The sequence below is a fragment of the Amaricoccus sp. B4 genome (genome assembly GCF_043226085.1).
Lineage (GTDB): Bacteria > Pseudomonadota > Alphaproteobacteria > Rhodobacterales > Rhodobacteraceae > Amaricoccus.
Window position 1 is genome coordinate 3,682,817 of the sequence record NZ_CP171225.1, and the last position, 25,150, is coordinate 3,707,966.

Sequence of the window (25,150 nt, forward strand, 5' to 3'; positions counted from 1 at the left end):
CTCTCAGCCGGCGGCCTTCGCCGCCTTCGGCGTCTTCGCGGCGGGCTTGCGCCGGCGCGCGGGCTTGCGCTTCAGCCGCATCCGCGGCCCCTGCGGCCCCTGGCGGTCGATCTCGAACTGCGGGATCGCCGCGACCAGATCGCTCAGCTTGCCATGGCCGAAGGTGCGCGCGTCGAACTCGGGCGAGAGGTTGTTGAGCCGCTGCCCCACGGTCCCGAGCCGGAACCAGCCGTCGGCATCCTCCTCGAGCTCGCCGATCGCCTTCTCCAGCAGCGGCAGCGCCTCGGTCACCGGCGTTGCCTTCTTCGCCTTCGCCCCCGCCGCATCGCCGGTCACGAAGTTCTCGGTGAAGATGAACCGGGTGCAGGCCTGCCGGAACGCCTCCGGGGTCTTCTGCTGGCCGATGCCGTAGACATCCATGCCCTGCTCGCGCAGCCGCGCCGCCAGCCGGGTGAAATCGCTGTCGGAGGAGACGAGACAGAAGCCGTCGAACCGGCCCGAATGCATCAGGTCCATCGCATCGATCACCAGGGTGATGTCCGAGGAATTCTTGCCGGTGGTATAGGCGAACTGCTGCTGCGGCAGGATCGCGTGGCGGGCGAGGATCTCCGCCCAGCCCCGGAGATGGTTGTCGGAGAAATCGCCATAGATCCGCCTGAGGCTCGCCTCGCCGATCTTCGCCACCTCGTCGAAGAGCCCGTCGGCGATCTTCGGCGAGGCATTGTCGGCATCGATCAGCACCGCCAGCCGCTTCACCCGCTCCTCGCCCGCCATCAGCGCAGCGCCTGCAGGAGGCTCGCGGTGGCAAACCCGTCCGGCGTCATCCCGTTCGCGCGCTGGTAGCTGCGGATCGCCGTCGCGGTGTCCGGCCCGATCATCCCGTCGGCGCCGCCGGTGTTGTAGCCCGCCGCCGTCAGCCGCTGCTGCAGCTCGATCTTCTCCGTCCGGCTGAGCGCGCGTTCGCCCCGCGGCCAGGGATGCACGAAGGGCCCGCCGCCCGCGATCCGGTCGCCGAGATGGCCCACGCCCATCGCATAGGAGGTCGCGTTGTTGTACTTCTTGATGACATAGAAGTTCTGGTAGACCGCGAAGGCCGGGCCGCTCGCGCCGGCCGGCGCGATGATCGCCGCCGAGCCGTGATCGGGCAGGGTGCCGCCGGCAACCGTCGTCACGCCCTTCGCGCGCCATTCCGCCACCGGCCGCCGGTGCCGGTCGTCGGCCACCGAATAGTCGAACCCCGAGGGCAGCCGCACCTCGACCCCCCAGGGCCGCCCGTGCTGCCAGCCGGCGCGGGCGAGATAGTTCGCGGCGGAGGCGAGCCCGTCGGTCGGGGTGTCGGACCAGACGTCGCGATGCCCGTCGCCGGTGAAATCGACCGCATAGCTCAGATAGCTCGTCGGCATGAACTGGGTGTGGCCCATCGCGCCGGCCCAGGAGCCGACCATCCGGTCGGGCGTGGTGTCGCCCGCCTGCAGGATCTTGAGCGCCGCCATCAGCTGCTCCTCGGCGAAGGCCTTGCGGCGGCCCTCATAGGCCAGCGTCGCCAGGGCCTCGATCACCGGGATGCTGCCGCGATAGGTGCCGTAATTGGTCTCCATCCCCCAGATCGCCAGCACCGTCTCGCCATCGACGCCATAGGTGGTCTCGATGGCCGAGAGCGTGTTGGCGAGCGCGGCGCGCTGGGCGCGGCCGTTCGACACCCGGTCGGGGGAGGCCGCGCTGTCGAGATATTCCCAGATCGGCTTGGTGAACTCGGCCTGCTTGCTGTCGAGCCGCATGACCTCGGAATTGACGCCGACGCCGCGGAAGGCCGCATCGAACACCGCGGGCTGGATGCCCTGCGCGATGGCCTTGCGGCGGAACCCGTCGCGCCAGACCTGGAAGCTCTCGGGCTGCGGTGAGGCGACAGCGCGGGAAAGGGGCGGCGCGCTGCGCTCCACCGTGGAATTCGCGCTCACGCCACATCCTCCGGTCACCAGGGCGAAGATGGAAACGGCTAGGGGAAATAGTCTCACGGGAAAATGCCTCCGGCTCGATCGGTCTTGCCATTTTTTGGCCGAATCTACCTTCGCGTGTGACGGAAAGATAGGGGAATCGCGACCTGACACCCGCCCGTGCTGCGGCAATCCGGGTCGGGCCGCGCCGGAGCGGCCACCGCGCGGCGTCCACCCCGGCCGCGTCAGACCGGTGTTGTCCCGAACGCCGGGGCGTTGCAGGATCGGAGGCGGGCAGGGGAGAGGGACCGTTGGACAAGGGGGAAGACGTGGACGCGGCATTGCTGAAAGTGGCGGAGACCTTGTTCCGGCCGCTGGCGGAGCAGGGCGCGAAGGCCGCGTTCCGGCCCGGCGGATCATCGGCCGGGGACGCGCTCACCAAGGCGCTCTCGGACAAGCTCGCCACCGTGATCGCCGAGGCCGATCCGGCGGCGATCGCCGATCGCATGACCCGGCGGCGCAGGTATGTCTCGCTCAAGCGGCAGATGAATTTCGAGGAAGTGGCGGCGCTTGCGCTCGACCTCGCGAGCCGGACGCCCGTGGAACAGCAGCGCTCCATCGACGAGGACTGGTTCATGAACTGGTTCCAGTCGGCGGAGGCGGTCTCGGACGAGATGCTCCAGGAGCTCTGGGCGAGGGCCTTCGCGGCGCGCGCCGATGCGCGCCTGCGGCCGATTTCCCTGCGGGCGCTCGACACGCTGCGCCTGATGGAGCGGCAGGATGTGGTGAACTTCCGCCGGGCCGCGGATGTCTTCAGCCTGTTTGGCGTCGTGCTGGCGACAAGCCGCGATGTCCTCGACGCCATCATGCCAGGGCACGCCCTGGACAGCCTCATGGATCTCAGCCTTGTCGAGCAGATGGATTCGTCCGGCACCAACATCGCGATTCCGGGCGGCTTTGCCCTCTACTTCAATCTTCCCCCCGATCTCTGGGCGCCGGACAGCTTCCGGCAATATCGCCTGACCGCACGCGCCCGCGAACTCGCCGGGACGCTTCCGCCCGAACTTGTGGTCGAGCAACCGTCGGTCGGGGCGTTCGACATGGAAGACCCTGCCGTCGTCGCACGGTACATCAATCTGGTCACGAGCGGGTTCGACCCGCGATACAACGTCTATCTGGCGGCCCATGGCGCCGATGGCCAGCGCCCGCCGCCGGGCGGCCGCAAGGCGACCCACCAATGGGACAGCCGGGCGCGCGCGTGGGTCCGGCTGAAACATGAGCCAGGTCCCGTCGATCCCATGGTTCTCCAGGCGATCGAAGCCGGGCTCGGCCTCTAGCCCGGCGCCGTTTCCGATCACGACGCGCTCAGAAACGGGCGCGCCCGCACGCCGGCGCCCCTTGGGGATTCATGATATGTTAACTACGAAAATCCAATGATTCCAATGGCGTTTTTCGATTTTCACGGTGAAACGCCCCGTTTTCACGGGCTCCGCTCCCCCCGAAAGTAGCCATCAGGGCCGGCTGCGGCGCTCGGATTTCGCCCGTTTCACATGCCGGATCTTCGCTTTCGCGAGCTTCCGGCGTGGCGGGCCGCCCTTGCCGCGGCGGGGCGGCGTGGGCATGCCCTTGCCCTCGACCTCGAGCAGCTCGAAGAGCAGCCCGCCGGTGATCGGTGCGGCCTCCGCCAGCCGCACGAGCACCCGCTGGCCAAGGCCGATCACCCGCCGGGATTTCTCCCCGGTCAGCGTCTGGGCCTCCGGGTCGTGGCGGAAATATTCGGTCCCGATCGCCGAGATCGGCACCAGCCCGTCCGCCCCGGTCTCGTCGAGCTTCACGAAGAGCCCGAAGCGCGCGATGCCCGCGATGGTGCCCGCGAATTCCGAGCCGATCCGCTCCGAGAGATAGGCCGCGAGATAGCGGTCGGTGGTGTCGCGTTCGGCCATCATCGAGCGCCGCTCGGTCATCGAGATATGCTCGCCCGTCCGCTCGAGCTCCGCCTCTTCCTCATGGGTAAGCCCGTCCTCGCCCCAGCCATGCGCCCGGATCAGCGCCCGGTGCACCAGAAGGTCGGCATAGCGCCGGATCGGCGAGGTGAAATGGCCGTAGCGGGCGAGGTTGAGCCCGAAATGCCCGAAGTTTTCCGGCGCGTAATAGGCCTGGGTCATGGCGCGCAGCACGCTCATGTTGATCATCTCGGCATGTTCGGTGCCCGCGACCCCGTCGAGCAGCCGGTTGAGATGCGCGGTCTTCAGAACCTGCCCCTTGGCGAGCGTGAGCCCGACGCTCGCCGCCGTCTCGCGCAGGCTTTCGAGCTTTTCCGGGTTCGGCTCCTCATGCACCCGGTAGAGCAGCCGCACCCGCTTCGCCTCCAGCGTCTCGGCGGCGGCGACATTGGCGAGGATCATGAAATCCTCGACCACGCGGTGGGCATCGAACCGGTCGCGGAAGGCAACGGAAAGCACCTCGCCCATCTCCGAGAGCACGATCCGGCGCTCCGGCAGGTCGAGATCGAGCGGCGCCCGCCGCGCCCGCGCCGCATGGGCCGCCCGCCAGGCCGCCCAGAGCGGATCGATCACGCTTTCCTTCAGCGGCCGGGTCGCCGCATCGGGCGTCCCGTCCGCCGCGGCCTGGGCCTGGGTATAGGTGAGGCTCGCCGGCGAGCGCATCAGCCCGCGGGTAAAGCGATGCTCGATCTTCTCGCCCTCGGCATCGAGCGTGATCCTCACCGCGATGCAGGGCCGGTCGACGCCTTCATGGAGCGAGCAGAGATCGCCCGAAAGACCATCGGGCAGCATGGGCACCACCCGGTCGGGGAAATAGGTCGAGTTGCCCCGCCGCAGCGCCTCCCGGTCCAGCGCGCTGCCGGGCCGGACATAATGCGCCACATCCGCGATGGCGACCCAGACCACATGCCCGCCGGGATTCTTCGGATCCCTGTCGGGCTCGGCAAAGATCGCGTCATCATGATCCCGCGCATCTTCGGGGTCGATGGTCACGAGCGGCAGATCCCGGAGATCCTCGCGCGCGCCGAGAGAGACCGGCTTCGCGGTCTCGGCCTCCCGGAGCACGGCCTGCGGAAACTCGTCCGGAATGCCGTGTTCATGGATCGCGATGAGCGAGACCGAGCGCGGCGCCGAAGGATCGCCCAGCCGGGCAATCACCCGCGCCCTCGGCATGAGATGCGAGCGTGCCGGCCCGGATTGCTCCGCCTCGACCAGCTCGCCATCCCGCGCGCCCCCCGACTGCCCCGGAGGCACGAGCCAGTCGCGGTCCGTCCGCTTGTCGATCGCCGCGATCCGCCCGCCTTCGGGCGAGGCATGGTAGATGCCGATCACCCGTTTTGGCCCCATCCCGATCCTGCGGATCACCCGAGCCGCCAGCGGCACGTTCTCGCCCTCGAGCGCGGTCATCCGCCCGAGCAGCCGGTCGCCCGCACCGAGCGCCGGGTCGTCCTTGCGGGTGAGCACGAGGATCCGCGGCGCGGGCTCCTCCTCATCCCATTCCGCAGGCTCGGCCCAGAGATCGCCCGCATCGTCCGGCCCCGTCACGCGCAGGACGAGAACCGGGGGCAGCTCGCCGGAAGGGCGCACCCGCTTGCGGCGCTTGTCGATGAGCCCGTCTCGGGTCATCTGGGCGAGCAGCTGCTTCAGCTCGACCTTCGCGGTCCCCTTTAGGCCGAAGGCACGCGAAATCTCGCGTTTGCCCGACTGGCCGGGATTGTCGCGCAGGAAGTTCAGGATCTCGTCGGGGGTGGGTAAGCGGTTCATGCCTTCCGTTAACATGCGTCCGAAGCGCTGACATCCGGAATTTCGCATGCCCGCAGCAAGTGGGGCAGGGCGGACACGCCACCCACGCTCCCGGACCATGGTCGCGCGAGGGGCGAGTTCTCGCGAACCGGAAGGCCGGTGCGGGCTGGTGGAGAGTGCGTCGCTTTTATTGAAAATTGCGCTCATTCTGTCGCGCCGCGAGCATTGAACGAGCCCGGAGCATATGTATTAACGACTACGACTGCAGGTTGTGCGCCGTCGGATTCGCGCCTTTGTGACGGCATCAGCACACTGCAGCGCAACAATTGGCGCGAAGGGCTGGTGCCAACCCCTTGAGGGGTGGTGATTTCAATCTATACGTGTATATTTTTGTGGCAAGCTCCTCGCTTTTGAGGTATGGCTTGTCTGACGGAATCGCAAATTTTGTTAAAAGGTTGCGAAGTTTCAAATCGTTAAGGGAGTGCATATCCTGAAACGGAAAGCAGCTTTGCGGTTACCTTTGGTTAGGAGGTCTGCGGCAGGTTCGTGGCCACGAAGGGTGGGGGCGTATTGTGAATACTGCTAGAATCTCCGTGTCGGCCTTGTCGCGAGATCTTTTTACGCGACGCGTTGTGGTGCCAATGGCCTGTGCCATCCTCGGCGCCATCTTTATGGTCGTGGGATTCGTCATCTTCACCGCCCAGGGGCAGAATCGCCTCGAAGTTGAGTCGTCGACCAAACTCGCCGAAACCGCGCTCTCGGTGAACAAGCGGCAGATGGCGCGCAACCTGCGCGACTACGCTGTCTGGGAAGACGTCTACAACCATCTTCATGTGAGTCTCGATTTCGACTGGGCCGCCACAGACGGCAATGTCGGCGCCAACATCTACGAGGGGCTCGGCTACGAGATGGCCTTCGTCATCAACCCGGTTGGCGAGACCGTCTATTCCGTGCTCGAAGGCGTGCCGCAGCGGGCGGACGCCTTTGCGATCGTGCCGGAGGGGCTGCAGGAGCTCATCGCCTCGGGGCTCGCCTCGCCGACGCCGGCGGTCGGCGTCCTGCGTTCGAGCCAGGGTCTGGTGCTCGTTGCCGCCACCTCGATCATGCCGCCTTCGGTCAATCCCGAAAGTCTGCCGCCATCGGAACGTTCCGTTCTCGTCTTCTGCAAACGGCTCGATGCGAGTTTCCTCTCACGTATCGGCAGCGAATACCTGTTGCGCGATCTCCGCATCATCTTCGGCCAGCCGCCCGCAGAGGGCGGCGCAACGATTCCGCTGCTCGGGCCGGAAGGCGAGCAGCTCGGGCTGCTCTACTGGACGCCGGAGAAGCCGGGCTTCGAGCTGCTCCGCCTGCTGCTGCCGCCGCTCGCGATGTCGATCGTCGTGCTGGTGGCCTTTGCCTGGCTGGTGGTGAGCAATGCACGCAAGACCACGAGCGCGCTTCAGGAATCGGCCCGGACGGTCGAGGCCTATGCCCAGACGCTCGAGGAAAGCGAATCGCGCTTCCGCGATGTGGCGGAAGCCTCGTCGGACTGGATCTGGGAATGCGATCCGCATCTGCGGCTCATCTATCTTTCGACCCGCTTCTCGGAAGTCACCGGCATTGCCGCCGCCTCACTCCTCGGCAAGACGCTCGAGGCCTGCTTCGCGCCGGTCGACGGCTTCGATGCCGAGCGGCACCTGATGACGGAGCTGCGCAAGCAGGTCACCTTCCGCGACATCCGCTGCCGCTATCGCGATGCCAACAACCGGGTGCGCAACTGCCGCCTCGCCGGGCGGCCGATCTTCGACTCGCAAGGCGTCTTCATCGGATTCCGCGGCACGGCGACCGACATCACCGAGGAGGTCGAGGCGCAGGCCCGTGCGCAGCATCTGGCGCTTCACGACAGCCTTACCAGCCTGCCCAACCGGGTGCTCTTCGCCGAGCGGCTCAACATGGCGCTGGGCGGCCGGCGGCGGAAGGCGGCGCGCGTCGCGGTGCTCTGCCTCGATCTCGATCATTTCAAGGAAGTGAACGACACGCTTGGCCACGCGGCAGGGGATCTGCTGCTCAACGAGGTTGCCGAGCGGCTCAAGACGTGCGCCCGACCGACCGACACGGTCGCGCGGCTTGGCGGCGACGAGTTTGCCATCATCCAGACCGACATCAACGGCCCGCCGGACGTGCAGGCGCTCACCTCGCGGATCATCGAGGTGATCGAGGAACCGTTCCAGGTCGATGGGAACCTGCTTCATGTGGGCGTGAGCATCGGCGTCGCGCTGTCATCGAACCGGGGCGACAGCCCGGAGAAGCTCCTGAAGAATGCCGATATCGCGCTCTACCGCGCCAAGCAGAGCGGGCGGAACACCGTGCGGTTCTTCGAGGTGCAGATGGATCTCGAACTGCAGGAGCGCAAGGCGCTCGAATACGATCTGCGCCAGGCGATCGCGGGCGAGGAGTTCGAGCTCCACTACCAACCGCTCATCGATATTCGCGGGGCAAAGATCACCGGGGTCGAGGCGCTGCTGCGCTGGCGGCATCCGGACCGCGGCATGGTGCCGCCGGAGCTTTTCATCCCGATTGCCGAGGATACCGGTCTCATCGGCGCGATCGGCGAATGGGTGCTGGCGACCGCCTGCCGGCAAGCGCTGGAATGGCCCGATCTGATGATGGCGGTGAACATGTCCGCGGTGCAGTTCCGGCAGCGCGACATCGTGCAGACCGTACGCCACATCCTGCAGGATGTGGGCCTGCCACCGAGCCGGCTCGAGCTCGAGATCACCGAGAGCGTTCTCATCAGCGATACCGATCTCGCGCTCGAGGTGCTCAATTCCTTCAAGGAAATCGGCATCAAGGTGGCGCTCGACGATTTCGGAACGGGGTTCTCGTCTCTCGCCTGTCTCAACGCCTTCCCGTTCGACAAGCTCAAGATCGATCGCTCCTTCATCGCGGATGCGCGGGAAGAGCAGAAGTCGCACGCCATCGTGCGGTCCGTCATCAGCCTCGGCCGCAGTCTCGGCATCGCCACGACCGCCGAGGGCGTCGAGGCGCGGGACCAGATCAAGTTCCTGCTCGCAGAGGGGTGCGACCAGGTTCAGGGGAATCTCTTCGGGGGAGCGATGAATGCCCGGAGGATGACCGAATTCCTCAAGGGGTGGACCGGTTTCGGCGAGGAGGGGGACTCCATCGCAGCAGCGTAGCGCCCTGTGCTACCCAATTCAGGATCAGAGTATGCGTAATAGAGCAGAGGCGTTGGACCCCGAGTATATCGCGGACCTTTCACTGCCCTACCGAGACGAAACGTTCGTTGCTCCCTTTCAGCCGCCGGCGCTTGCACCTTCGGCCGCGGGTCTGCGGGGGTATGGCAGTGTGGAAGAGATCATCGAAGACCTCGCGCCGAGCGAACCGGTCTTCTGCATCGATCCCTTCGAATTGAGGGCGTCGGCCGCACGGTTCATGAACTTTCCCGGCCGTCCGCTTTATGCGGTGAAATGCAATCCGCACCCTTTCGTGCTCGAGACGCTCTTCGACGCGGGCATCCGTGACTTCGATGTGGCGTCGCTTGGCGAGATCGAGCTTGTCGAATCGCTCTTCGGCAAGGCTGCGGGGCAGTTCTTCAACAACCCCGCCAAGACGCGCCCGGCGATCCGGAAGGCGAGCGAGCTGCACGGGATCCGCTTCTATACCGCCGATTGCATCGAGGAGGTCGAGAAGATCCTCCAGGAGGCCGATCTCAGCGACGAGCTCATCATCGCCGTGCGGCTCGCGACGCCGGGCAAGGACGCGCGCTATGTTCTCTCGACGAAGTTCGGGGCGAGCGCCGACGAGGCGGCGCGGATCCTCCAGCATGTCCATGCCCGTGGCGTGAAGGCCGGCATCTCGTTTCATGTCGGATCGCAGTGCCTTTCGCCCGGGGCCTTCGGCACCGCGATGACGCTGGCGGGCAAGGTCGCGCGCAAGGCCGATGTGCCGATCAGCGTGCTGAATGTCGGCGGCGGCTTCCCGGCGCCCTATCCGGGAGACAGTCCGGCAAGCCTCCAGCACTACTTCTCGCACGTCATCCACGGGCGGCAGAAGCTCGCGCTTGCGCCGGGCTACATGCTGCTCTGCGAGCCGGGGCGCAGCCTTGTTGCGACCTCGGGGACGGTGCTGCTCCAGGTGGTGGTGCGCCGGGGCAACAGCCTCTATCTCAACGACGGCATCTTCGGGACGCTTCAGGAGCTTGGGCATCCGAAGGAGAGCCGGCCGGTGCGGCTGCTGCGCAACGGGGACCGGCCCGAAAAGCGGCCGGCGGAGTTCAAGATCTATGGCCCGACCTGCGACTCCAATGACGTTCTCGGAGCAAGCTTCACACTGCCCGATGACGTGCAGGAGGGAGACTGGGTGGAAGTTGGAATGATGGGAGCCTACAGCCTCGCCATGCGTACGGAGTTCAACGGGTTTCATGCGAGCAATGTGGTGAGGCTGACCGGCTGAGGGGCCGGTTTGACAGTAAATTGGAGAGAAGAGCGATGACGGGAAGCCACCCTGTGCGCGGCCGCTTGCTGCCGACGCTTATGGGGGCAATCGGGGTGTCCCTTTGGGCGACGGAAACGACGCTTATCACCTATACGACGGCAATTCCGCCGATCGAGACGGTGGCCCTTGCGTTCACCTTCGCTGCGCTGCTGTCGCCGCTTGCCTGGTGGGTCACCGGGGATGATCCGCTGGAGGCGTTCCGGCTGCCGCTGCGGGTCTGGGTGCTGATGGTGGGTTCGCTCGTCGGCTATCATGCCTGCATCTACTATGCGACGCAGAAGGCGCCGCCCGCACCGGCCGCGCTGCTGCAGGGCACGACGCCGCTCGTCATCGTCATCGGCTCGGCCTTCCTGCCGGGCGAACGGCTGCGCTGGTGGCATCTGGCCGGGGCCGGGCTCGGCTTCCTCGGCGTTCTGATGCTGATCGAGACCGGCGGGAACGAGGCGGTGGATGGCGGCGCGGTCTTCTATCTCGCGCTGATCGGCGGTGCCGCGGCCCTCTGGGGCCTCTACTCGATCTCGACACGGGGGCTGTCGGGCGTGCCGTCCTCGGCCCTCGGGGTCTTCTACATGCTGGCGGCCTTTCTCTGCCTTGGCCTGCATCTCTCGGTCGAGGAATGGGTGACGCCGGATCCGTCGGAGCTCGCCGCGATTGCGGGCCTCGGCATCCTTCCCATGGGGCTTGCGATCTATCTCTGGGATTACGGCTGCAAGCATGGCGACATCCAGGCGCTCGGCACGTTCTCCTATGTCGAGCCCTTCATCGGCGCGGCGCTCGTCGCGGCCTTCACCTCCGGCACGCTCGGGACCGACATGCTCTGGTCCGGTGTGCTCGTGGTCGGCGGTGCGGTGGTCGCGAGCTCGAGCCTCTGGAAACCGGGCTCGAAGGCGGTCGTCGCGGGGCCTGCCTGAAGGGGCGCAAACCGGGCAGGCGCCACGGTGTGCGAACATGAAAGATCCTTAATGTTGCCGAGAGGCGCTTTTCATGTCGCGGCACGATCTTGAGCTTCGACGCGCGGCAAGATGCGCGCGAGAGACAAGAGGTGTTATCCGACATGACGCGACACGCGACATTCCTGCGCCCGGTGCCGGTCGCTGCGACCGTTCTTGCTGCGGCCTCCGGGGCCTGGCTCGCATGGGCGCCGATCGCAGGAGCCGAGACGCAACCCGGTGAAGTGGCTGATCTGGTGGAACGCGCGAGCCCGGCGGTGGTCACGGTTCTCGCGACCCAGGACCGGACCGATCAGGCGATGCCCGAGCAGTTCGCCTTCGGACCGAACTCGCCCTTCGAGGAGTTCTTCCGCCGCTTCGGAATGCCCGAGGGGATGCCATCGCCGAACGGCCCGCAGCAGCACCAGCAGGGCATGGCGCTCGGCTCGGGTTTCGTGATGGAACCTGACGGCTACATCGTGACCAACGACCATGTCGTGGACGAGGCGACGAAGGTGAAGGTGCGCTTCTCCGACGACCGCGAGTTCGACGCGAAGGTCGTCGGCACAGACCAGCAGACCGACCTTGCGGTGCTCAAGATCGATGCGGAGGACCTGCCCTATCTGCCGCTCGGCAACAGCGACGCGATCCGGGTCGGCGAGGATGTGATCGCTGTCGGCAACCCCTTCGGCCTTGGTGGCACCGTCACCCGCGGCATTGTCTCGGCGGTGAGCCGCGACATCAATGCCGGACCCTACGTCGACTTCATCCAGACCGACGCCGCCATCAACCGCGGCAACTCCGGCGGCCCGCTGCTCAACCTCCAGGGTGAGGTCATCGGCGTGAACTCCGCGATCTATTCGCCGAACGGCGGCTCTGTCGGGGTGGGCTTTGCCATTCCCTCGAACACCGTCAAGCAGGTGGTGATGCAGCTCAAGGACGGCGGTTCGGTCGAGCGCGGCTGGCTCGGCGTGTCGATCCAGACCGTGACGCCGGATATCGCCGCCGCCGTGGGGCTCGACGAGCCGAAGGGCGCGCTGGTGGCCGAAGTCGTCGAGGACAGCCCCGCACAGGGCAAGCTCAAGACCGGCGATGTGATCGTCTCCTTTGACGGCAAGCAGGTGGACTCGAGCCGTGATCTGCCGAAGCTCGTTGCGGCTGCCGCACCCGATCATGACGCGACGGTCGGTATCCTGCGCGACGGCAAGGCCGAGACCATCACGCTCAAGCTCGGCCGGCTCGATGCGGAGAAGATGGCGTCGCTCGACCCGTCGCAGTCGCATCAGGGCAGCACGGCCTCCGAGCAGCTCGGCGCGACCCTCTCGGCGCTGACCCCTGCCGCGCGCGAGCAGCTCCGGCTTTCCGACGACATGGACGGCGTGGTCATCACCTCGCTCGATGGCAGCGGGCTGGCCGCCGAGGCCGGGCTCGAGGTCGGCGACGTGATCCTTCAGGTCGGCAACAATGAAGTCCACACGCCTGCCGATGTCGATCAGGCGCTGAAGGACCAGAAGCACGACGCGATCCTCTTCCAGATCGCACGGAATGGTGCACGGCTGTTTGTGGGTGTGCGCCTGGGGTAGGGCTTTCGAGCCGATGCGCCGCGGACGGGACCGCTCCCCTGCTCCCTGGTCCCGCCCGGCGCATCCCCCACCGTCGGGGCAGTGCCCGGCTCCGCCACCCCGGAGGGTCTTGTCTTCCCCCTCTGCGGGTCGGGTGCTGCCCCGATCTTTTTCCGGCCGCGGCCGGAAGGAACCAACACTCTGGAATACACCTTTTCTTCGCGACCTGCGCAGACAAGGATGAGACCGGGCGGCGGGCCAGCGCCGCCCGTTTTGACTTAAGGAAAGGATGGAGCGATGTCGCGGCGGATCCTGGTTGTCGAGGATGACGGAGAGACACGGGACTATCTCTCGAAGGGGCTGCGCGAGGCTGGCTATGCGGTCGAGGCCACGGGGCTCGGCCGCGAGGGGCTGATGCACGCGCTCGATGGCGGCTTCGATGCGATGGTGCTTGACCGGATGTTGCCCGATCTCGACGGTCTCTCGCTCCTGCGCTCGGCCCGTGCGGCGGGCGTACGCGCCCCGGCGATCCTCCTGACCGCGATGAGCGCGATCGACGAGCGGGTGCGCGGTCTCCGCGCCGGGGCGGACGACTACATGGTGAAGCCGTTTTCCTTCGCCGAGCTTTCGGCCCGGCTCGAGGCCGTGCTCCGCCGGCCCGGCGAGACGAAGCCGGAGGAGACGCGCCTTGTCTGCGGCGATCTCGAACTCGATCTCATTGCGCGTTGTGCGGCGCGGGGCGGGCGGCAGATCGACCTCCTGCCGCGGGAGTTCCAGATGCTCGAATACCTGATGCGCCGGAAGGGGCGGGTGGTCACTCGCACGATGCTGCTCGAGGGGATCTGGGATTATCGTTTCGACCCCAAGACCAACGTGATCGACGTCCACATCAGCCGGCTGCGGCGCAAGATCGACGGCGAGGACGAGAAGCCGCTCATTCGCACGGTGCGGGGCAGCGGTTACACGCTGTCGGATCAGTGAGCCTGCGCCGCTCCGCCGCTGCGCGGCTGATCGTCGCGCATCTGGTGATGGTCGCGGCATCGACCGCGCTGGTGCTGGGCTTTCTCTACTGGCGGGTGGGCGGCGTGATCGACACCGAGCAGCGCGCGGTGGTCGAGGCCGAGATCCGGGGGCTGGCTGACGACTACAACCGGGCGGGTATCTCGGGGCTCGCCCGCGCGATTGACACCCGGCTCGCCCAGCCCCAGACCCGTGATGCCATCTATCTGCTGGCGGATGCGCACGGACGGCGCATCGCGGGCAATCTTGCCGGCTGGCCGCCCACCGTCGCGCCCGATACCGGATGGTCGACGCTCTCGCTCTTCCGGCTCGACCGCAACCGGCCAACCGAGATCTCGGCGCTCGCGGTGCGCCTGCCGGGAAAGGAGCTTCTGCTGGTCGGGCGCGATGTGGCGGCGCGGGCGGCGTTCGACCGGGTACTCGGGCGCGCGGTGATCTGGGCCATTCTTGCGATGACGCTGCTCTCGCTTGCGACCGGCTGGGCAATGGTCCGCCTCATGCGGCGTCGGATCGGCGCGATCGACGGCGCGGCGCGGGCGATCATGGGGGGCGATCTCGCCAGCCGGGTGCCGTTGCGCCACAGTGGCGACGAGTTTGACCGGCTGGCGGACACGCTCAACGCGATGCTCGAGCGGATCGAGACGCTGGTCCGCGACCTCCGCACGGTGACGGACAGCCTGGCCCATGATCTCAGGAGCCCGCTCGGGCGGCTCGTGCGGCACCTGCGCGATGCCCAGGCGGAGGGGCTCGACAGGGAGGCGCGTATCGGATTGATCGGGCAGGCCGAGGCGGAGGCCGAAACGGTGCTTTCGACCGCGACGGCGCTGCTCGATATCTCGCGCGTGGAGGCCGGCATCGGAGCCGAGCAGTTCGAGCCGGTCGATCTGGCGGCGCTCGCCCGCGACATGGCGGATCTCTATGGCGCGGTGGCGGAGGAGCAGGGCATCTCGATTGCGGTTGCGGCCGGGGATGATGGCCCGGTTGTCGAGGGGCACGCCCAGCTTCTGGCGCAGGCTGCCTCGAACCTCATCGACAATGCGCTGAAGCATGCGCCCGAAGGCAGCACCGTCACGATCTCGGTGACGGCGGGCGAGGGGGAGGCGGAATTCGCCGTTGCCGACTGCGGCCCCGGCATTCCGGCGGAGGAAAGGGCGCGGGCGGTGGAGCGTTTCGTGCGGCTCGATCCGAGCCGGGGTGGCAATGGCGCGGGGCTTGGCCTTGCGCTCGTCGCGGCGGTGGCACGGATGCATGGCGCCGCGCTGCGCCTCGAGGACAACGCGCCCGGACTGCGGGTGCTGATCGCCTTCAACACGCCCGGCGTTCAGGCCGGACCGTAGGCTGCCATGAAGGTCCGGACAGCGGCGCGGGCGATCTTCTCGGTCCGCTCCGCATCCGGCGGATCGAAGGAGGCAAGCGTGCCGATGAGGACAGGATGATTGCACATGCCGAGAAACTGCCAGGCGGCGGCATCGGTATCCTCGATGCTGAGCCGGCCGCGCGCAACCTCGCTCGTGAGATAGGCGCTCAGACGGTTCGCGCCGTGGGCTGGCCCGGCGCGGTAGAAATCCTGGGCCACCTCGGGGAAACGCTCCGAGGCGCCGATCACCATGCGCAGGAGCGCGATGTTCTCGGGCGAGGTCAGCTTCGCGATCAGTGCCTTGCCGAATTCCTCAAGCACTTCCTCAACCGCGCGGCCGTCGCTTTCGAAGGCAAGCAGCCGCTCGGCGGTCTTGCGGCGCGTTTCGTTTATGAGGGCGGAGAAGAGCGCCTCCTTGCTGTCGAAATAGACGTAGAGCGTGCCTTTCGAGACGCCAGCCTCTCGGGCGATTGCGCCCATGCTTGCTGCATCGAAGCCGTGCGCCATGAAGCTGCGCCGCGCGCCTTCGAGGATCTGCTGGCGTTTGGCGTTCTCCTGGTCGGGGCCGGCCGATGGTGGGGGGCCCTTGTGCTTCGCGAACATCTTCCCGCCTCCTCCTCTTCGTTCTCTCAGGCCGCCTTGCCAGCAATCCTGCCACACCTGGCGCCTGCATTGACCGAACCGTTCGGTCATCTTGATTTCGTATCTCTGTTGCATTAAGTCAAGTGCCTGACCGAACGGTTCGGTCATAATGAAATTCCGGTTCTGACGAGCCGGTGACGGGGAGTCAGGACATGCCGAGAGATCATGTGACCGGCGAGGGACTGGATGGGCGCACGGACGCGGAGACCGCTCTGCGCAACGATGCCTCCCCCGGCGCGGGCCGGACGGAAGCCGCGGGAGGGCCGCCCGACAGCAGCGAGGCCCCGGCCTCGCGTGGCAGACGTAAACGCACGGTCCTGGCCGTCATAGGGCTTGTGGCCCTCGCTGGCATCGCCTGGTTCGGCTACGATTACTGGACGGTCGGGCGCTTCGAGGTGAGCACCGATGATGCCTATGTCGAGGCCGATTTCGCGATCCTGTCTCCTAAGGTCACCGCCTACGTCGCCTCGGTTCCGGCCAAGGCCAACAGCGCGGTGAAGGCCGGCGACCCGCTTGTCGTGCTCGATGACGGGGACTACCGCAACGCTCTCGAATCGGCGCAGGCCGACCTTGCCTCTCAGAAGGCCTCGATCGATCGGATCGGCCTTCAGCTTGGCGCGGCGGATGCCGCCATCACCCAGGCCAAGGCAAAACTCGATGCCGCGCGCGCCGATGCCGTCCAGACTGCGGCGGACCTTGCCCGCTACGAGCGGCTCGTGAAAACGGATGTGGCGACCGAACAGCGGGTCGAATCGGCCCGTGCCTCCGATGCATCGGCACGGGCTGCGGTCACCGAAGCGGAAGCCGGCATTGCCACGGCCGAAGCCGATCGTGAGGTCGTGATCGCACAGAAGGCGGAGGCCGAGGCCGCGCTTCCGAAGCTCGACGCCAATGTCGAACAGGCCCAGCGCAATCTGGATGCGACCGTGTTGCGCGCGCCCGTTGACGGGATCGTCGGCAACCTTTCCGTCGCGCAGGGTGATTTCGTCACGCCCGGCAAGCGGCTGCTGGCGGTCGTTCCGATGGGGCAGATTTATGTCGAGGCGAACTTCAAGGAAACCCAGATCGCCGAGCTCGCGCCCGGCACCAAGGTTGATCTTTCGGTCGATGCGTTCCCGGATCGCCATGTCGAAGGCCAAGTGGAGGGCATCTCGCCCGCGTCCGGCGCGGTCTTCAGCCTGCTGCCGCCGGAAAACGCGACCGGCAACTTCACCAAGATCGTGCAGCGCGTGCCGGTCCGGGTGAACGTGCCCGCCGACATCGCCGCCGAGGGCTGGCTGCGGCCGGGCCTCTCGGTCACCGTCACGGCCGACACCCGCACGACACCTGAGGCGGCGCAGCACTAGCGCCGCCCGGACATCCCCGCGCCGGAAGGATACCCAGACATGCAGTCGGAAATGCCCGTCACGCCGCGGCGGCTCATCGCGTTTCTCGCGCTCGTCTTCGGCATGTTCATGGCGATCCTCGACATCCAGATCGTCTCCTCCTCGCTTTCCGAAATTCAGGCCGGGCTCTCGGCCGGGCCGGACGAGATCTCCTGGGTGCAGACGAGCTATCTGATCGCGGAAGTCATCATGATTCCGCTGTCAGGCTATCTCTCCCGCGCGCTCTCGACGCGGGTACTCTTCACCATCTCGGCGGCGGGCTTCACGCTCGCGAGCGTGCTCTGTGCGACCGCGACGACGATCAACGAGATGATCGTCTACCGCGCCTTTCAGGGCTTCATCGGCGGCGGCATGATCCCGACGGCCTTTGCGGCCTCCTATACCGTCTTCCCGAAGAAGTATCAGGGCGCGGTGATGGCCCTCGTCGGTCTGACCGTGACACTTGCCCCGACTGTCGGGCCGACCATCGGGGGCTATCTCACCGAGCTCTTCTCCTGGCACTGGCTCTTTCTTGTCAACGTGATCCCCGGCATCGCCGCGACCGTGCTCGCCTGGACCCTGGTCGATTTCGACGAGCCGGAGATGAGCCTGCTCAGGAACATTGACCTGATTGGCCTTTCCGCGATGGCGATCTTCCTGGGAAGTCTCGAATACGTGCTGGAGGAAGGCCAGCGGAACGACTGGTTCCAGGATTCGACGATCGCGTTTCTCGCCCTCGTCTCGATTGTATCCGGCACGCTCTTCTTCTGGCGCACCTTCCGGGTGAAGATCCCGATCATCGATCTCGGCGCCTTCCGCGACCGGAATTTCGCGGTCGGCTCGATCATGACCTTCGTGCTCGGGATCGGGCTTTACGGCCTGACGTATCTCTATCCGCTCTTTCTGGCGCGTGTGCGCGGCTACAACGCGCTCGAAATCGGCGAAACGGTCTTCGTGAGCGGCGCCTTCATGTTCCTTGCCGCACCGGTGGTGGGGATGCTCTCCCGCAAGACGGATCCGCGGCGGCTGATCTTCATGGGGCTGCTCGGCTTCACGATCTCCTGCGTCGAGCTCCACCCGATCACCGCGGACTGGGCCTTCGGCGAACTCTTCTGGCCGCAGGCGCTGCGCGGGGTCTCGCTCATGTTCTGCATGGTGCCGATCAATCTCGTTGCCCTCGGCACGCTGCCACCGGACCGGATCAAGAACGCCAGCGGTCTCTTCAATCTCATGCGCAACCTCGGCGGGGCTTTCGGGCTCGCAGGGATCAACACGGTGCTCCAGAACCGTCTCGATCTCCATGCAGAACGGCTGGCCGAGAGCCTGCGATGGGGGGCGCCGCTCGCCGAGGAACGTCTGACAACGATGACGCAGGCGTTTACCCCCACCTTGGGCAGCAATGCAGGACAGGCGGCCCTGCAGCAGCTTTCCGGCATGGTGAACCAGCAGGCCACGGTGATGGCCTTCGCCGACATCTTCATCATTCTCGCGGTGATCTTTTCCGCGATGCTCGTGATGGTGCCCTTCGTGCAGCGGCCCGAGCCGGCTGCGGGCGGCGCCCCGGCGCATTGAGCAAGGCGGGCGCGGGATGGAACAAGGCCCGGCGCAGGGCGCGCCGGGCCTCTTTTCGTTCGGGAGCTTGCCTGACTGCCTCTGTCCCACCACAGGCGGCGGGGCAGAGGCCGGTCAGAAGGATCGCTTCAGGAACTCGCGGATCTCGCCGACGATGCCGCGCCGGAAGGCGATCACGCAGATGATGAAGATGACGCCGATCACCACCGGCACCCAGGCCGAGAGCGGCCCGGAGGCGAGGTAGTTCTGCAGCGTCACGATCAGGGCGGCGCCGACTGCGGGGCCGGGCAGGGTGCCGAGGCCACCGAGCAGTGTCATCAGCACCACCTCGCCCGACATGTGCCAGTGCACATCCGTGAGCGAGGCAAGCTGGAAGACAACGGTCTTCGTTGCGCCGGCAAGTCCTGCGAGCGTTGCGGAAAGCACGAAGGCGAGCAGCTTGTAGCGGTCGACATCGTAGCCGAGCGAGACGGCGCGTGGCTCGTTGTCGCGGATCGCGCGCAGGATCTGACCGAAGGGCGAATGCACGGCCCGGGCGATGATGAGATACCCGATCAGGAAGATCCCGAGCACGAAGTAATACATCGCCATGTTGTCCTGCAGCCCGATCATGCCGAGGAAGCTGCCGCGCGGCACGCCCTGCAGGCCGTTCTCTCCGCCGGAGAAGCGGGCGGAGATGAAGAAGAAATAGACCATCTGCGCGAGCGCGAGGGTGATCATCGCGAAGTAGATCCCCTGCCGGCGGATCGCGAGAGCACCGACGGCCACGCCGAGAAGCCCGGCCGAGACCGCGCCGACGAGGATGCCGAGTTCGGTCGGCAAGCCCCAGACCTTGAGCGCATGCCCGGTGATATAGGCCGCCCCGCCGAAGAAGGCTGCGTGTCCGAAGCTCAGCAAGCCGCCATAGCCGAGGATCAGGTTGAAGGCGCAGGCAAAGAGCGCAAAGCAGAGCAGCTTCATCAGGAAGACGGGATAGATGAAGTGCGGCGCGATGAGGAGGAGTGCTATCACGGCGCCATAGGCAAGAATGCGTGTCATGGCTTGCTCCCTCACGTTGCCCGGCCGAAGAGGCCGGCGGGGCGCAGTACCAGAACGATCGCCATCACCACGAAGATCACCGTCGCCGAGGCTTCGGGCCAGAAGACGCGGGTGAGGCCCTCGATGACGCCCATGGAGAGGCCGGTGACGACCGCGCCCATGATCGAGCCCATGCCGCCGATCACCACGACCGCGAAGACCACGATGATGAGGTTCGAACCCATGAGCGGGTTCACCTGGGTAATCGGTGCGGCCAGCACACCGGCGAAAGCGGCGAGTGCCACGCCATAGCCGTAGGCCAGCGTGGTGAGCAGCGGCACGTTCACCCCGAAGGCCTGCAGCAGGCTCGGGTTCTCGGTGCCGGCGCGCAGGTAAGCCCCCATGCGCGTGCGCTCGAAGAGCCACCAGGTGAAGAGGCAGATTGCCAACGAGGCGACAACGACCCAGCCGCGATACCAGGGCAGGAACATGAAACCGAGATTGACACCGCCCGAGAGCGCTGCCGGGGTCGGGAACGGCATTCCCGAGGCGCCGAAGAACTTCACGAACGTCCCTTCGATCACCAGCGCGAGCCCGAAGGTGAGCAGGAGCCCGTAGAGGTGGTCGACACCGGTGAGACGGCGCAGCAGGAAGCGCTCGATCAGGATGCCGAAGGCGCCGACGATGATCGGCGCGACGATCAGCGCACCCCAGTAGCCGATGCCGAGATGCTGCGCGAGAAACCATGCCGCGAAGGCGCCGAGCATGTAGAGCGCACCATGGGCGAAATTCACGATATTGAGCAGCCCGAAGATGACCGCGAGGCCAAGCGACAGAACCGCATAGAAGGCGCCGTTGATCAGGCCGATCAACAGCTGCCCGAGCAATGCCTGGATCGGCACGCCCAGAATCTGGATCATCATTTCGGATAAGCTCCCCTTGTCAGCACCCGAACTCCGAGAGGTGGGGCCCTGCCCGGGCGCCGTAGCGCGCGGGCAGGGCCTTGCATCACTTCGTCGGGCAGGTGCTTTCGGAAAGCGGCCCGTAGGCTTCTTCGCCCGGGATCACCCGGACGATGTTGTAATAGTCCCAGGCGCCCTCGGATTCGTCGGGGCTCTTCACCTGGGCGAGGAACATGTCGTGCTGCATGAGCCCGTCGGAGCGCAGGACGCCGTTCTTGGCGAAGAAGTCCTCGACCGGCATCTCGCGCATCTTGGCCGCCACCGTATCGGTATCGTCGGTGCCGGTGGCCTCGATGGCCTTGAGATAGTGGGTGATTGCCGAGTAGAGGCCGGCCTGGACCATGGTGGGCTCGTTGCCGGTCCGCTCCTTGAAGCGTGCCGACCAGGCCCGGGTCTCTTCGTCGTAATCCCAGTAGAAGCCGGTGGTGAGCTGGATGCCCTGGGCAACGTCGAGACCGAGCGCGTTCACGTCGGTGAGGAACATGAGCAGCGCCGCGATCTGCTGACCGCCCGCGATCACGCCGAATTCGCTTGCCGCGCGGATGGCGTTGGTCGTGTCGGCGCCGGCGTTCGCGAGCCCGATCACCTTCGCGCCCGAAGCCTGGGCCTGGAGAACGAAGGACGAGAAGTCGGTGGCCGGGAAGGGGTGCTTGATCGAGCCGACGACCGTGCCGCCCGAGGCTTCGACCACAGCCGTCACGTCCTTCTGAAGGGCTTCACCAAAGGCGTAGTCGGCAGTGAGGAAATACCAGGTGTCCCCGCCCTCGGCCACGACCGCCTTACCGGTGCCGTTCGCCAGCGCCTTGGTATTGTAGGCCCAGTGGAAGCCCGTCGGGATGCAGGCGTCGTTGGTCAGCGGCGACGAGGCCGCGCCGGTCACGAGCGCGATCTTGTTCTGCTGCTTGGCGATCTCGAACACCGCGAGCGCGACCGAGGTGGTCACGAGCTCGGCGAAGGTGTCGACCTGTTCACTGTCGCCCCACTGGCGCGCGGTGTTGGCGGCGATGTCGGCCTTGTTCTGGTGATCGGCCGAGACGAGTTCGATGGGCGCGCCGGCGACCGTGCCGCCGAAGTCCTCGATCGCCATCTCGGCGGCTGCCACCGCACCCGCGCCCGCGAGGTCGGAATAGGTGCCGGACATGTCCGTCAGGACACCGATCTTGACCTTGTCGTCGCTGATGCCCTGCGCCGATGCCGCGGATGCGATCATCGCGGCGGCGGATACACCGGCGGCGAGCGTTCTTGCGAGTTTCATGTGGGACCTCCCCTGAAGTTTCCCGTTGGATTGAAGCGTCAGACGCTGAGATATTCGTCGAACACGGATTGTTTTTGTTCGAGCTCGTCCTTGAGGACGCTCTCCACCACATGGCCGTGATCCATGATGATGTGCCGGTCCGCGAGCGGTGCCGCGAAACGGAAGTTCTGCTCGACGAGCAGAATGGTGTAGCCGCGCCCCTTGAGCTCGGTCAGTACGTCGGCAAGCTTGTCGATGATCACCGGCGCGAGGCCCTCGGTGATCTCGTCGAGCAGAAGGATGTTGGCGCCCGTGCGCAGGATGCGGGCCATGGCGAGCATCTGCTGCTCGCCGCCCGAGAGGCGGGTGCCTTGGCTCCTGCGCCGTTCGGCGAGGTTCGGGAACATCTCGTAGATTTCCTCGACCGACATGCCGCCCGGCGCCACCACCGGTGGCAGGAGGAGGTTCTCCTCCACGTCGAGGCTTGCGAAAATGCCGCGCTCCTCAGGGCAGTAGCCGACGCCGAGATGGGCGATGACATGCGGCGGCTTGCCGATGACCTCCTCGCCCTTCAGCATGATCGAACCGGTACGCTTGCCGATGAGCCCGACAATGGCGCGCAGCGTCGTGGTGCGGCCCGCGCCGTTGCGGCCGAGGAGCGTGACGAGTTCGCCCTGGTAGACCGTGAGGTCGATGCCGTGCAGCACATGGCTTTCGCCGTAGAAGGCATGCAGGTCGGCGACGCGGATCTCCTCGATCCGCTCGGAGGCATACTGGCCGCCGATCTCGACATGGGGGGATCGGGTCTCGATGCTCATGCGGCCCTCCCCATGTAGGCTTCCTTGACGCGCGGATCGTTCGAGACCGTCTCGTAATCGCCTTCGGTCAGGATGGCACCGCGCTGGAGCACGGTGATCCGGTCGCAGAGCGTCGCGACAACGCCGAGATTGTGCTCGACCATGAGGATCGTGCGATTCTTCGAGACCTGCAGGATGAGCTGGGTGATGCGTTCGACATCCTCGCGGCCCATGCCCTGGGTCGGCTCGTCGAGCAGCATGAGTTCGGGCTCGAGTGCGAGGGTGGTGGCGATTTCGAGCGCGCGTTTCCGGCCGTAGGGCAGGTCGGCGACGGTGGCGTCGGAGAAGCGGGCGAGGCCCACCATGTCGAGAAGCGCATCGGCCCGTTCGTTCAGCACCTTGAGCGTCCGGTCGGAGCGCCAGAAGTGGAAGGTGGTGCCAAGCTCGCGCTGCAGTGCGACGCGCACGTTTTCCCGGGCCGTCATGTGCGGGAAGACCGCGGAGATCTGGAACGAGCGCACCATCCCCATCCGCGCGATGTCGGCAGGCTTGGCGCTGGTGATGTCGCGGCCATTGAAGAGAACGCTGCCGCGCGTCGGTGTCAGCACCTTGGTCAGCAGGTTGAAGACGGTGGTCTTTCCGGCCCCGTTGGGGCCGATCAGCGCATGTATCGTATGGCGTTGCACCTGGAGGTTCACGTCATCGACCGCCGTGAATCCCCTGAATTCCTTTGTGAGTCCCCGCGTCTCCAGGACGTGGTTGTTCTGGTCGGTCATCGTGATGTGTTTTCCCTGTTGTCGCGGCCGAACGGGCTTCCGTCCGGCCTGCTTGTGGCTGGCGGGGTGTGACCCCCCGTTCTCAGCCCGCGGGTTCGAGATCGCGCGCCTGCTGGCGCAGAAGGAACTTCTGGATCTTGCCGGTCGAGGTCTTCGGGAGGGGGCCGTAGATGATCGCCTTCGGCGCCTTGAAGTGAGCCATGTTGGCGCGGCAGAAGGCGATGAGTTCCGCCTCTGGAAGATCCATGCCTTTCTTGAGCTCGACGAAGGCGCAGGGCGTCTCGCCCCATTTCTCGTCGGGCTTCGCCACCACTGCGGCCTCCATCACGGCCGGATGCTTGTAGAGCACATCCTCGACCTCGATCGAGGAGATGTTCTCGCCGCCGGAGATGATGATGTCCTTCGAGCGGTCCTTGATCTCGACATACCCGTCCGGGTGCATGACCCCAAGATCCCCTGATGCGAACCAGCCGCCATCGAAGGCCTTTCCGGTGGCCGAGGGGTTCTTCAGATAGCCCTTCATCACGTTGTTGCCGCGCATGAAGATCTCGCCGATCGACTTGCCGTCAGCCGGAAGCGCCTCCATCGTGCCGGGATGGGCGACCATGAGCCCGTCGAGCACCGCGTTCTTCACGCCCTGGCGGGCCTTCAGTCGCGCCTTTTCGTCACCGTCGAGCCCGTCCCACTTGTCCTGCCAGGCGCAGACCACCGACGGCCCGTAGGTTTCGGTGAGGCCGTAGACATGGGTGACCTCGATCCCCATCGCTTCCATCTTGCCGATGACGGCGGCGGGCGGGGCCGCGCCGGCGGTCATCACCTTCACCGTGTGCGAGATGCCCTGCTTCAGTTCGTCGGGCGCGTTGGCGAGCATGTTGAGCACGATCGGCGCGCCGCAGAAATGGGTGACCTTTTCCTGGCGGATGAGTTCGTAGATCGGCTCGGCGCGGACGGAACGCAGGCAGACGCAGATGCCCGCCGCCGCCGCGATGGTCCAGGGGAAGCACCAGCCGTTGCAGTGGAACATCGGCAGCGTCCAGAGATAGACCGGATGCTGAGGCATGCCCCAGGTGAGGATGTTGGAGAGCGCGTTCAGATGCGCGCCGCGGTGGTGGTAGACCACGCCCTTCGGGTCTCCGGTCGTGCCCGAGGTATAGTTGAGGCTGATCGCGTCCCATTCGTCGGCGGGGAGTTTCCAGTCGTAGCCGTCGGGCGCCTCGGCAAGAAGCTCGTCATAGGTCATCTGCCCGACGCGCTCGCCAAATTCGAAGCTCGCATCCTCGATGTCGACCACGAGCATCTTGCGCCCGGCGATGCGCACGGCGCGCTGGACGACCTCGGAGAACTCCGGATCGACGAGTACGACCTTCGCTTCGGCATGGTTGAGGATGAAGGCGATCGCCTCGGCGTCGAGCCGGGTGTTGACGGTGTTGAGCACCGCACCCGTCATCGGTACGCCGAAATGCGCCTCGAACATCTCCGGAATGTTGGAGGCGATGATCGACACCGTGTCACCCTTGCCGATCCCGCGTGCGGCGAGGGCGCCGGCGAGGCGGCAGGTGCGCTCGTAGGTCTCGCCCCAGGTCCGCCGCACCGCGCCATGGACGACGGCGAGACGGTCGGGGTAGATCGCGGCCGTCCGCTCTATGAAGCTCAGGGGGGTCAGCGGCACATGGTTGGCCGGCGTCTTGTCCAGACCCTGTTCATAGATATTGTGCATCATGTCTTCCCCCCGACATTTTTT

General features: G+C 66.2%; 19 protein-coding genes. 9 read left to right on the top strand and 10 right to left on the bottom strand.

Annotated elements, in window-relative coordinates; translation table 11 throughout:
• Positions 1-3: 3 nt before the first annotated feature.
• Positions 4-774: an NYN domain-containing protein gene (locus ACF66B_RS17730; protein ID WP_111429670.1), complete on the bottom strand. Its 771-nt coding sequence runs from the start codon at positions 772-774 to the stop codon at positions 4-6.
• A complete protein-coding gene (locus tag ACF66B_RS17735) occupies positions 774-1,958 on the bottom strand; it encodes a lytic murein transglycosylase (protein WP_392663466.1) in 1,185 nt (394 codons plus the stop codon). Before ACF66B_RS17735 ends, ACF66B_RS17730 begins: the two co-directional genes overlap by 1 nt.
• A 287-nt stretch (positions 1,959-2,245) precedes the next feature.
• Between ACF66B_RS17735 and ACF66B_RS17740 the strand changes: the two genes are divergently transcribed.
• Positions 2,246-3,271, top strand: a complete 1,026-nt coding sequence (locus ACF66B_RS17740) for a DUF2806 domain-containing protein (RefSeq protein WP_162683244.1) — start codon at positions 2,246-2,248, stop codon at positions 3,269-3,271.
• Positions 3,272-3,445: 174 nt separating this feature from the next.
• On the opposite strand, the gene rnr is transcribed toward ACF66B_RS17740, so the two are convergent.
• Positions 3,446-5,701 carry a ribonuclease R gene (gene rnr / locus ACF66B_RS17745; protein ID WP_111429667.1) on the bottom strand — a complete coding sequence of 752 codons (2,256 nt, stop codon included), beginning with the start codon at positions 5,699-5,701 and terminating at the stop codon, positions 3,446-3,448.
• Positions 5,702-6,321: 620 nt separating this feature from the next.
• Here rnr and ACF66B_RS17750 point away from each other — a divergent pair.
• The 6 genes from ACF66B_RS17750 to ACF66B_RS17775 all read left to right on the top strand — a co-directional run bounded on the left by ACF66B_RS17750 (position 6,322) and on the right by ACF66B_RS17775 (position 15,025).
• The gene (locus tag ACF66B_RS17750) at positions 6,322-8,859 is read left to right on the top strand and encodes an EAL domain-containing protein (RefSeq protein WP_392663468.1); all 2,538 of its coding nucleotides are present in this window, start codon (positions 6,322-6,324) and stop codon (positions 8,857-8,859) included.
• Positions 8,860-9,028: 169 nt separating this feature from the next.
• On the top strand, positions 9,029-10,135 hold the full coding sequence (locus ACF66B_RS17755; RefSeq protein ID WP_392663471.1) for a type III PLP-dependent enzyme: 1,107 nt from the start codon (positions 9,029-9,031) through the stop codon (positions 10,133-10,135).
• A 35-nt stretch (positions 10,136-10,170) separates the two neighbouring features.
• A complete protein-coding gene (locus ACF66B_RS17760) occupies positions 10,171-11,088 on the top strand; it encodes a DMT family transporter (RefSeq protein ID WP_111429664.1) in 918 nt (305 codons plus the stop codon).
• Between the two features lie 143 nt (positions 11,089-11,231).
• Positions 11,232-12,689, top strand: coding sequence for a DegQ family serine endoprotease (locus ACF66B_RS17765; protein ID WP_111429663.1), 1,458 nt, complete (start codon positions 11,232-11,234; stop codon positions 12,687-12,689).
• 276 nt (positions 12,690-12,965) lie between these two features.
• Complete coding sequence (locus tag ACF66B_RS17770) at positions 12,966-13,649, top strand: response regulator transcription factor (RefSeq protein ID WP_111429662.1); 684 nt, start codon at positions 12,966-12,968, stop codon at positions 13,647-13,649.
• Entirely contained in the window at positions 13,646-15,025 is a 1,380-nt protein-coding gene (locus ACF66B_RS17775) for an ATP-binding protein (RefSeq protein WP_111429661.1), read from the top strand. Before ACF66B_RS17770 ends, ACF66B_RS17775 begins: the two co-directional genes overlap by 4 nt.
• Here the strand turns inward: ACF66B_RS17775 and ACF66B_RS17780 are convergent.
• Positions 15,010-15,648 carry a TetR/AcrR family transcriptional regulator gene (locus ACF66B_RS17780; protein WP_111429660.1) on the bottom strand — a complete coding sequence of 213 codons (639 nt, stop codon included), beginning with the start codon at positions 15,646-15,648 and terminating at the stop codon, positions 15,010-15,012. The two genes, ACF66B_RS17775 and ACF66B_RS17780, sit on opposite strands and share 16 nt — an antisense overlap.
• Before the next feature lie 191 nt (positions 15,649-15,839).
• Between ACF66B_RS17780 and ACF66B_RS17785 the strand changes: the two genes are divergently transcribed.
• Together ACF66B_RS17785 and ACF66B_RS17790 are read left to right on the top strand one after the other, a co-directional pair.
• On the top strand, positions 15,840-17,033 hold the full coding sequence (locus tag ACF66B_RS17785; RefSeq protein WP_111429659.1) for an HlyD family secretion protein: 1,194 nt from the start codon (positions 15,840-15,842) through the stop codon (positions 17,031-17,033).
• A 39-nt stretch (positions 17,034-17,072) separates the two neighbouring features.
• Positions 17,073-18,623, top strand: coding sequence for a DHA2 family efflux MFS transporter permease subunit (locus ACF66B_RS17790; protein WP_111429658.1), 1,551 nt, complete (start codon positions 17,073-17,075; stop codon positions 18,621-18,623).
• 114 nt (positions 18,624-18,737) lie between these two features.
• On the opposite strand, the gene ACF66B_RS17795 is transcribed toward ACF66B_RS17790, so the two are convergent.
• The 6 genes from ACF66B_RS17795 to ACF66B_RS17820 form a co-directional block, all read right to left on the bottom strand.
• Positions 18,738-19,661, bottom strand: a complete 924-nt coding sequence (locus tag ACF66B_RS17795) for a branched-chain amino acid ABC transporter permease (RefSeq protein WP_111429657.1) — start codon at positions 19,659-19,661, stop codon at positions 18,738-18,740.
• Positions 19,662-19,672: 11 nt separating this feature from the next.
• Complete coding sequence (locus ACF66B_RS17800; protein WP_111429979.1) at positions 19,673-20,560, bottom strand: branched-chain amino acid ABC transporter permease; 888 nt, start codon at positions 20,558-20,560, stop codon at positions 19,673-19,675.
• Between the two features lie 88 nt (positions 20,561-20,648).
• Positions 20,649-21,857: an ABC transporter substrate-binding protein gene (locus tag ACF66B_RS17805; protein WP_111429656.1), complete on the bottom strand. Its 1,209-nt coding sequence runs from the start codon at positions 21,855-21,857 to the stop codon at positions 20,649-20,651.
• A 38-nt stretch (positions 21,858-21,895) separates the two neighbouring features.
• Positions 21,896-22,654 carry an ABC transporter ATP-binding protein gene (locus ACF66B_RS17810; protein ID WP_111429655.1) on the bottom strand — a complete coding sequence of 253 codons (759 nt, stop codon included), beginning with the start codon at positions 22,652-22,654 and terminating at the stop codon, positions 21,896-21,898.
• Positions 22,651-23,409: an ABC transporter ATP-binding protein gene (locus ACF66B_RS17815; protein WP_111429654.1), complete on the bottom strand. Its 759-nt coding sequence runs from the start codon at positions 23,407-23,409 to the stop codon at positions 22,651-22,653. The genes ACF66B_RS17810 and ACF66B_RS17815 overlap by 4 nt, the downstream gene beginning before the upstream one ends.
• 82 nt (positions 23,410-23,491) lie before the next feature.
• Entirely contained in the window at positions 23,492-25,129 is a 1,638-nt protein-coding gene (locus ACF66B_RS17820; RefSeq protein ID WP_111429653.1) for an acyl-CoA synthetase, read from the bottom strand.
• Positions 25,130-25,150 lie beyond the last annotated feature (21 nt).

Bases quoted from the DNA above. Each gene is read 5' to 3' on its own strand.
- ACF66B_RS17730 (WP_111429670.1), bottom strand. From the start codon at position 774: ATGGCGGGCGAGGAGCGGGTGAAGCGGCTGGCGGTGCTGATCGATGCC.
- rnr (WP_111429667.1), bottom strand. From the start codon at position 5,701: ATGAACCGCTTACCCACCCCCGACGAGATCCTGAACTTCCTGCGCGAC.
- ACF66B_RS17750 (WP_392663468.1), top strand. From the start codon at position 6,322: ATGGCCTGTGCCATCCTCGGCGCCATCTTTATGGTCGTGGGATTCGTC.
- ACF66B_RS17760 (WP_111429664.1), top strand. From the start codon at position 10,171: ATGACGGGAAGCCACCCTGTGCGCGGCCGCTTGCTGCCGACGCTTATG.
- ACF66B_RS17765 (WP_111429663.1), top strand. From the start codon at position 11,232: ATGACGCGACACGCGACATTCCTGCGCCCGGTGCCGGTCGCTGCGACC.
- ACF66B_RS17770 (WP_111429662.1), top strand. From the start codon at position 12,966: ATGTCGCGGCGGATCCTGGTTGTCGAGGATGACGGAGAGACACGGGAC.
- ACF66B_RS17780 (WP_111429660.1), bottom strand. From the start codon at position 15,648: ATGTTCGCGAAGCACAAGGGCCCCCCACCATCGGCCGGCCCCGACCAG.
- ACF66B_RS17785 (WP_111429659.1), top strand. From the start codon at position 15,840: ATGCCGAGAGATCATGTGACCGGCGAGGGACTGGATGGGCGCACGGAC.
- ACF66B_RS17790 (WP_111429658.1), top strand. From the start codon at position 17,073: ATGCAGTCGGAAATGCCCGTCACGCCGCGGCGGCTCATCGCGTTTCTC.
- ACF66B_RS17795 (WP_111429657.1), bottom strand. From the start codon at position 19,661: ATGACACGCATTCTTGCCTATGGCGCCGTGATAGCACTCCTCCTCATC.
- ACF66B_RS17800 (WP_111429979.1), bottom strand. From the start codon at position 20,560: ATGATCCAGATTCTGGGCGTGCCGATCCAGGCATTGCTCGGGCAGCTG.
- ACF66B_RS17805 (WP_111429656.1), bottom strand. From the start codon at position 21,857: ATGAAACTCGCAAGAACGCTCGCCGCCGGTGTATCCGCCGCCGCGATG.
- ACF66B_RS17810 (WP_111429655.1), bottom strand. From the start codon at position 22,654: ATGAGCATCGAGACCCGATCCCCCCATGTCGAGATCGGCGGCCAGTAT.
- ACF66B_RS17815 (WP_111429654.1), bottom strand. From the start codon at position 23,409: ATGACCGACCAGAACAACCACGTCCTGGAGACGCGGGGACTCACAAAG.
- ACF66B_RS17820 (WP_111429653.1), bottom strand. From the start codon at position 25,129: ATGATGCACAATATCTATGAACAGGGTCTGGACAAGACGCCGGCCAAC.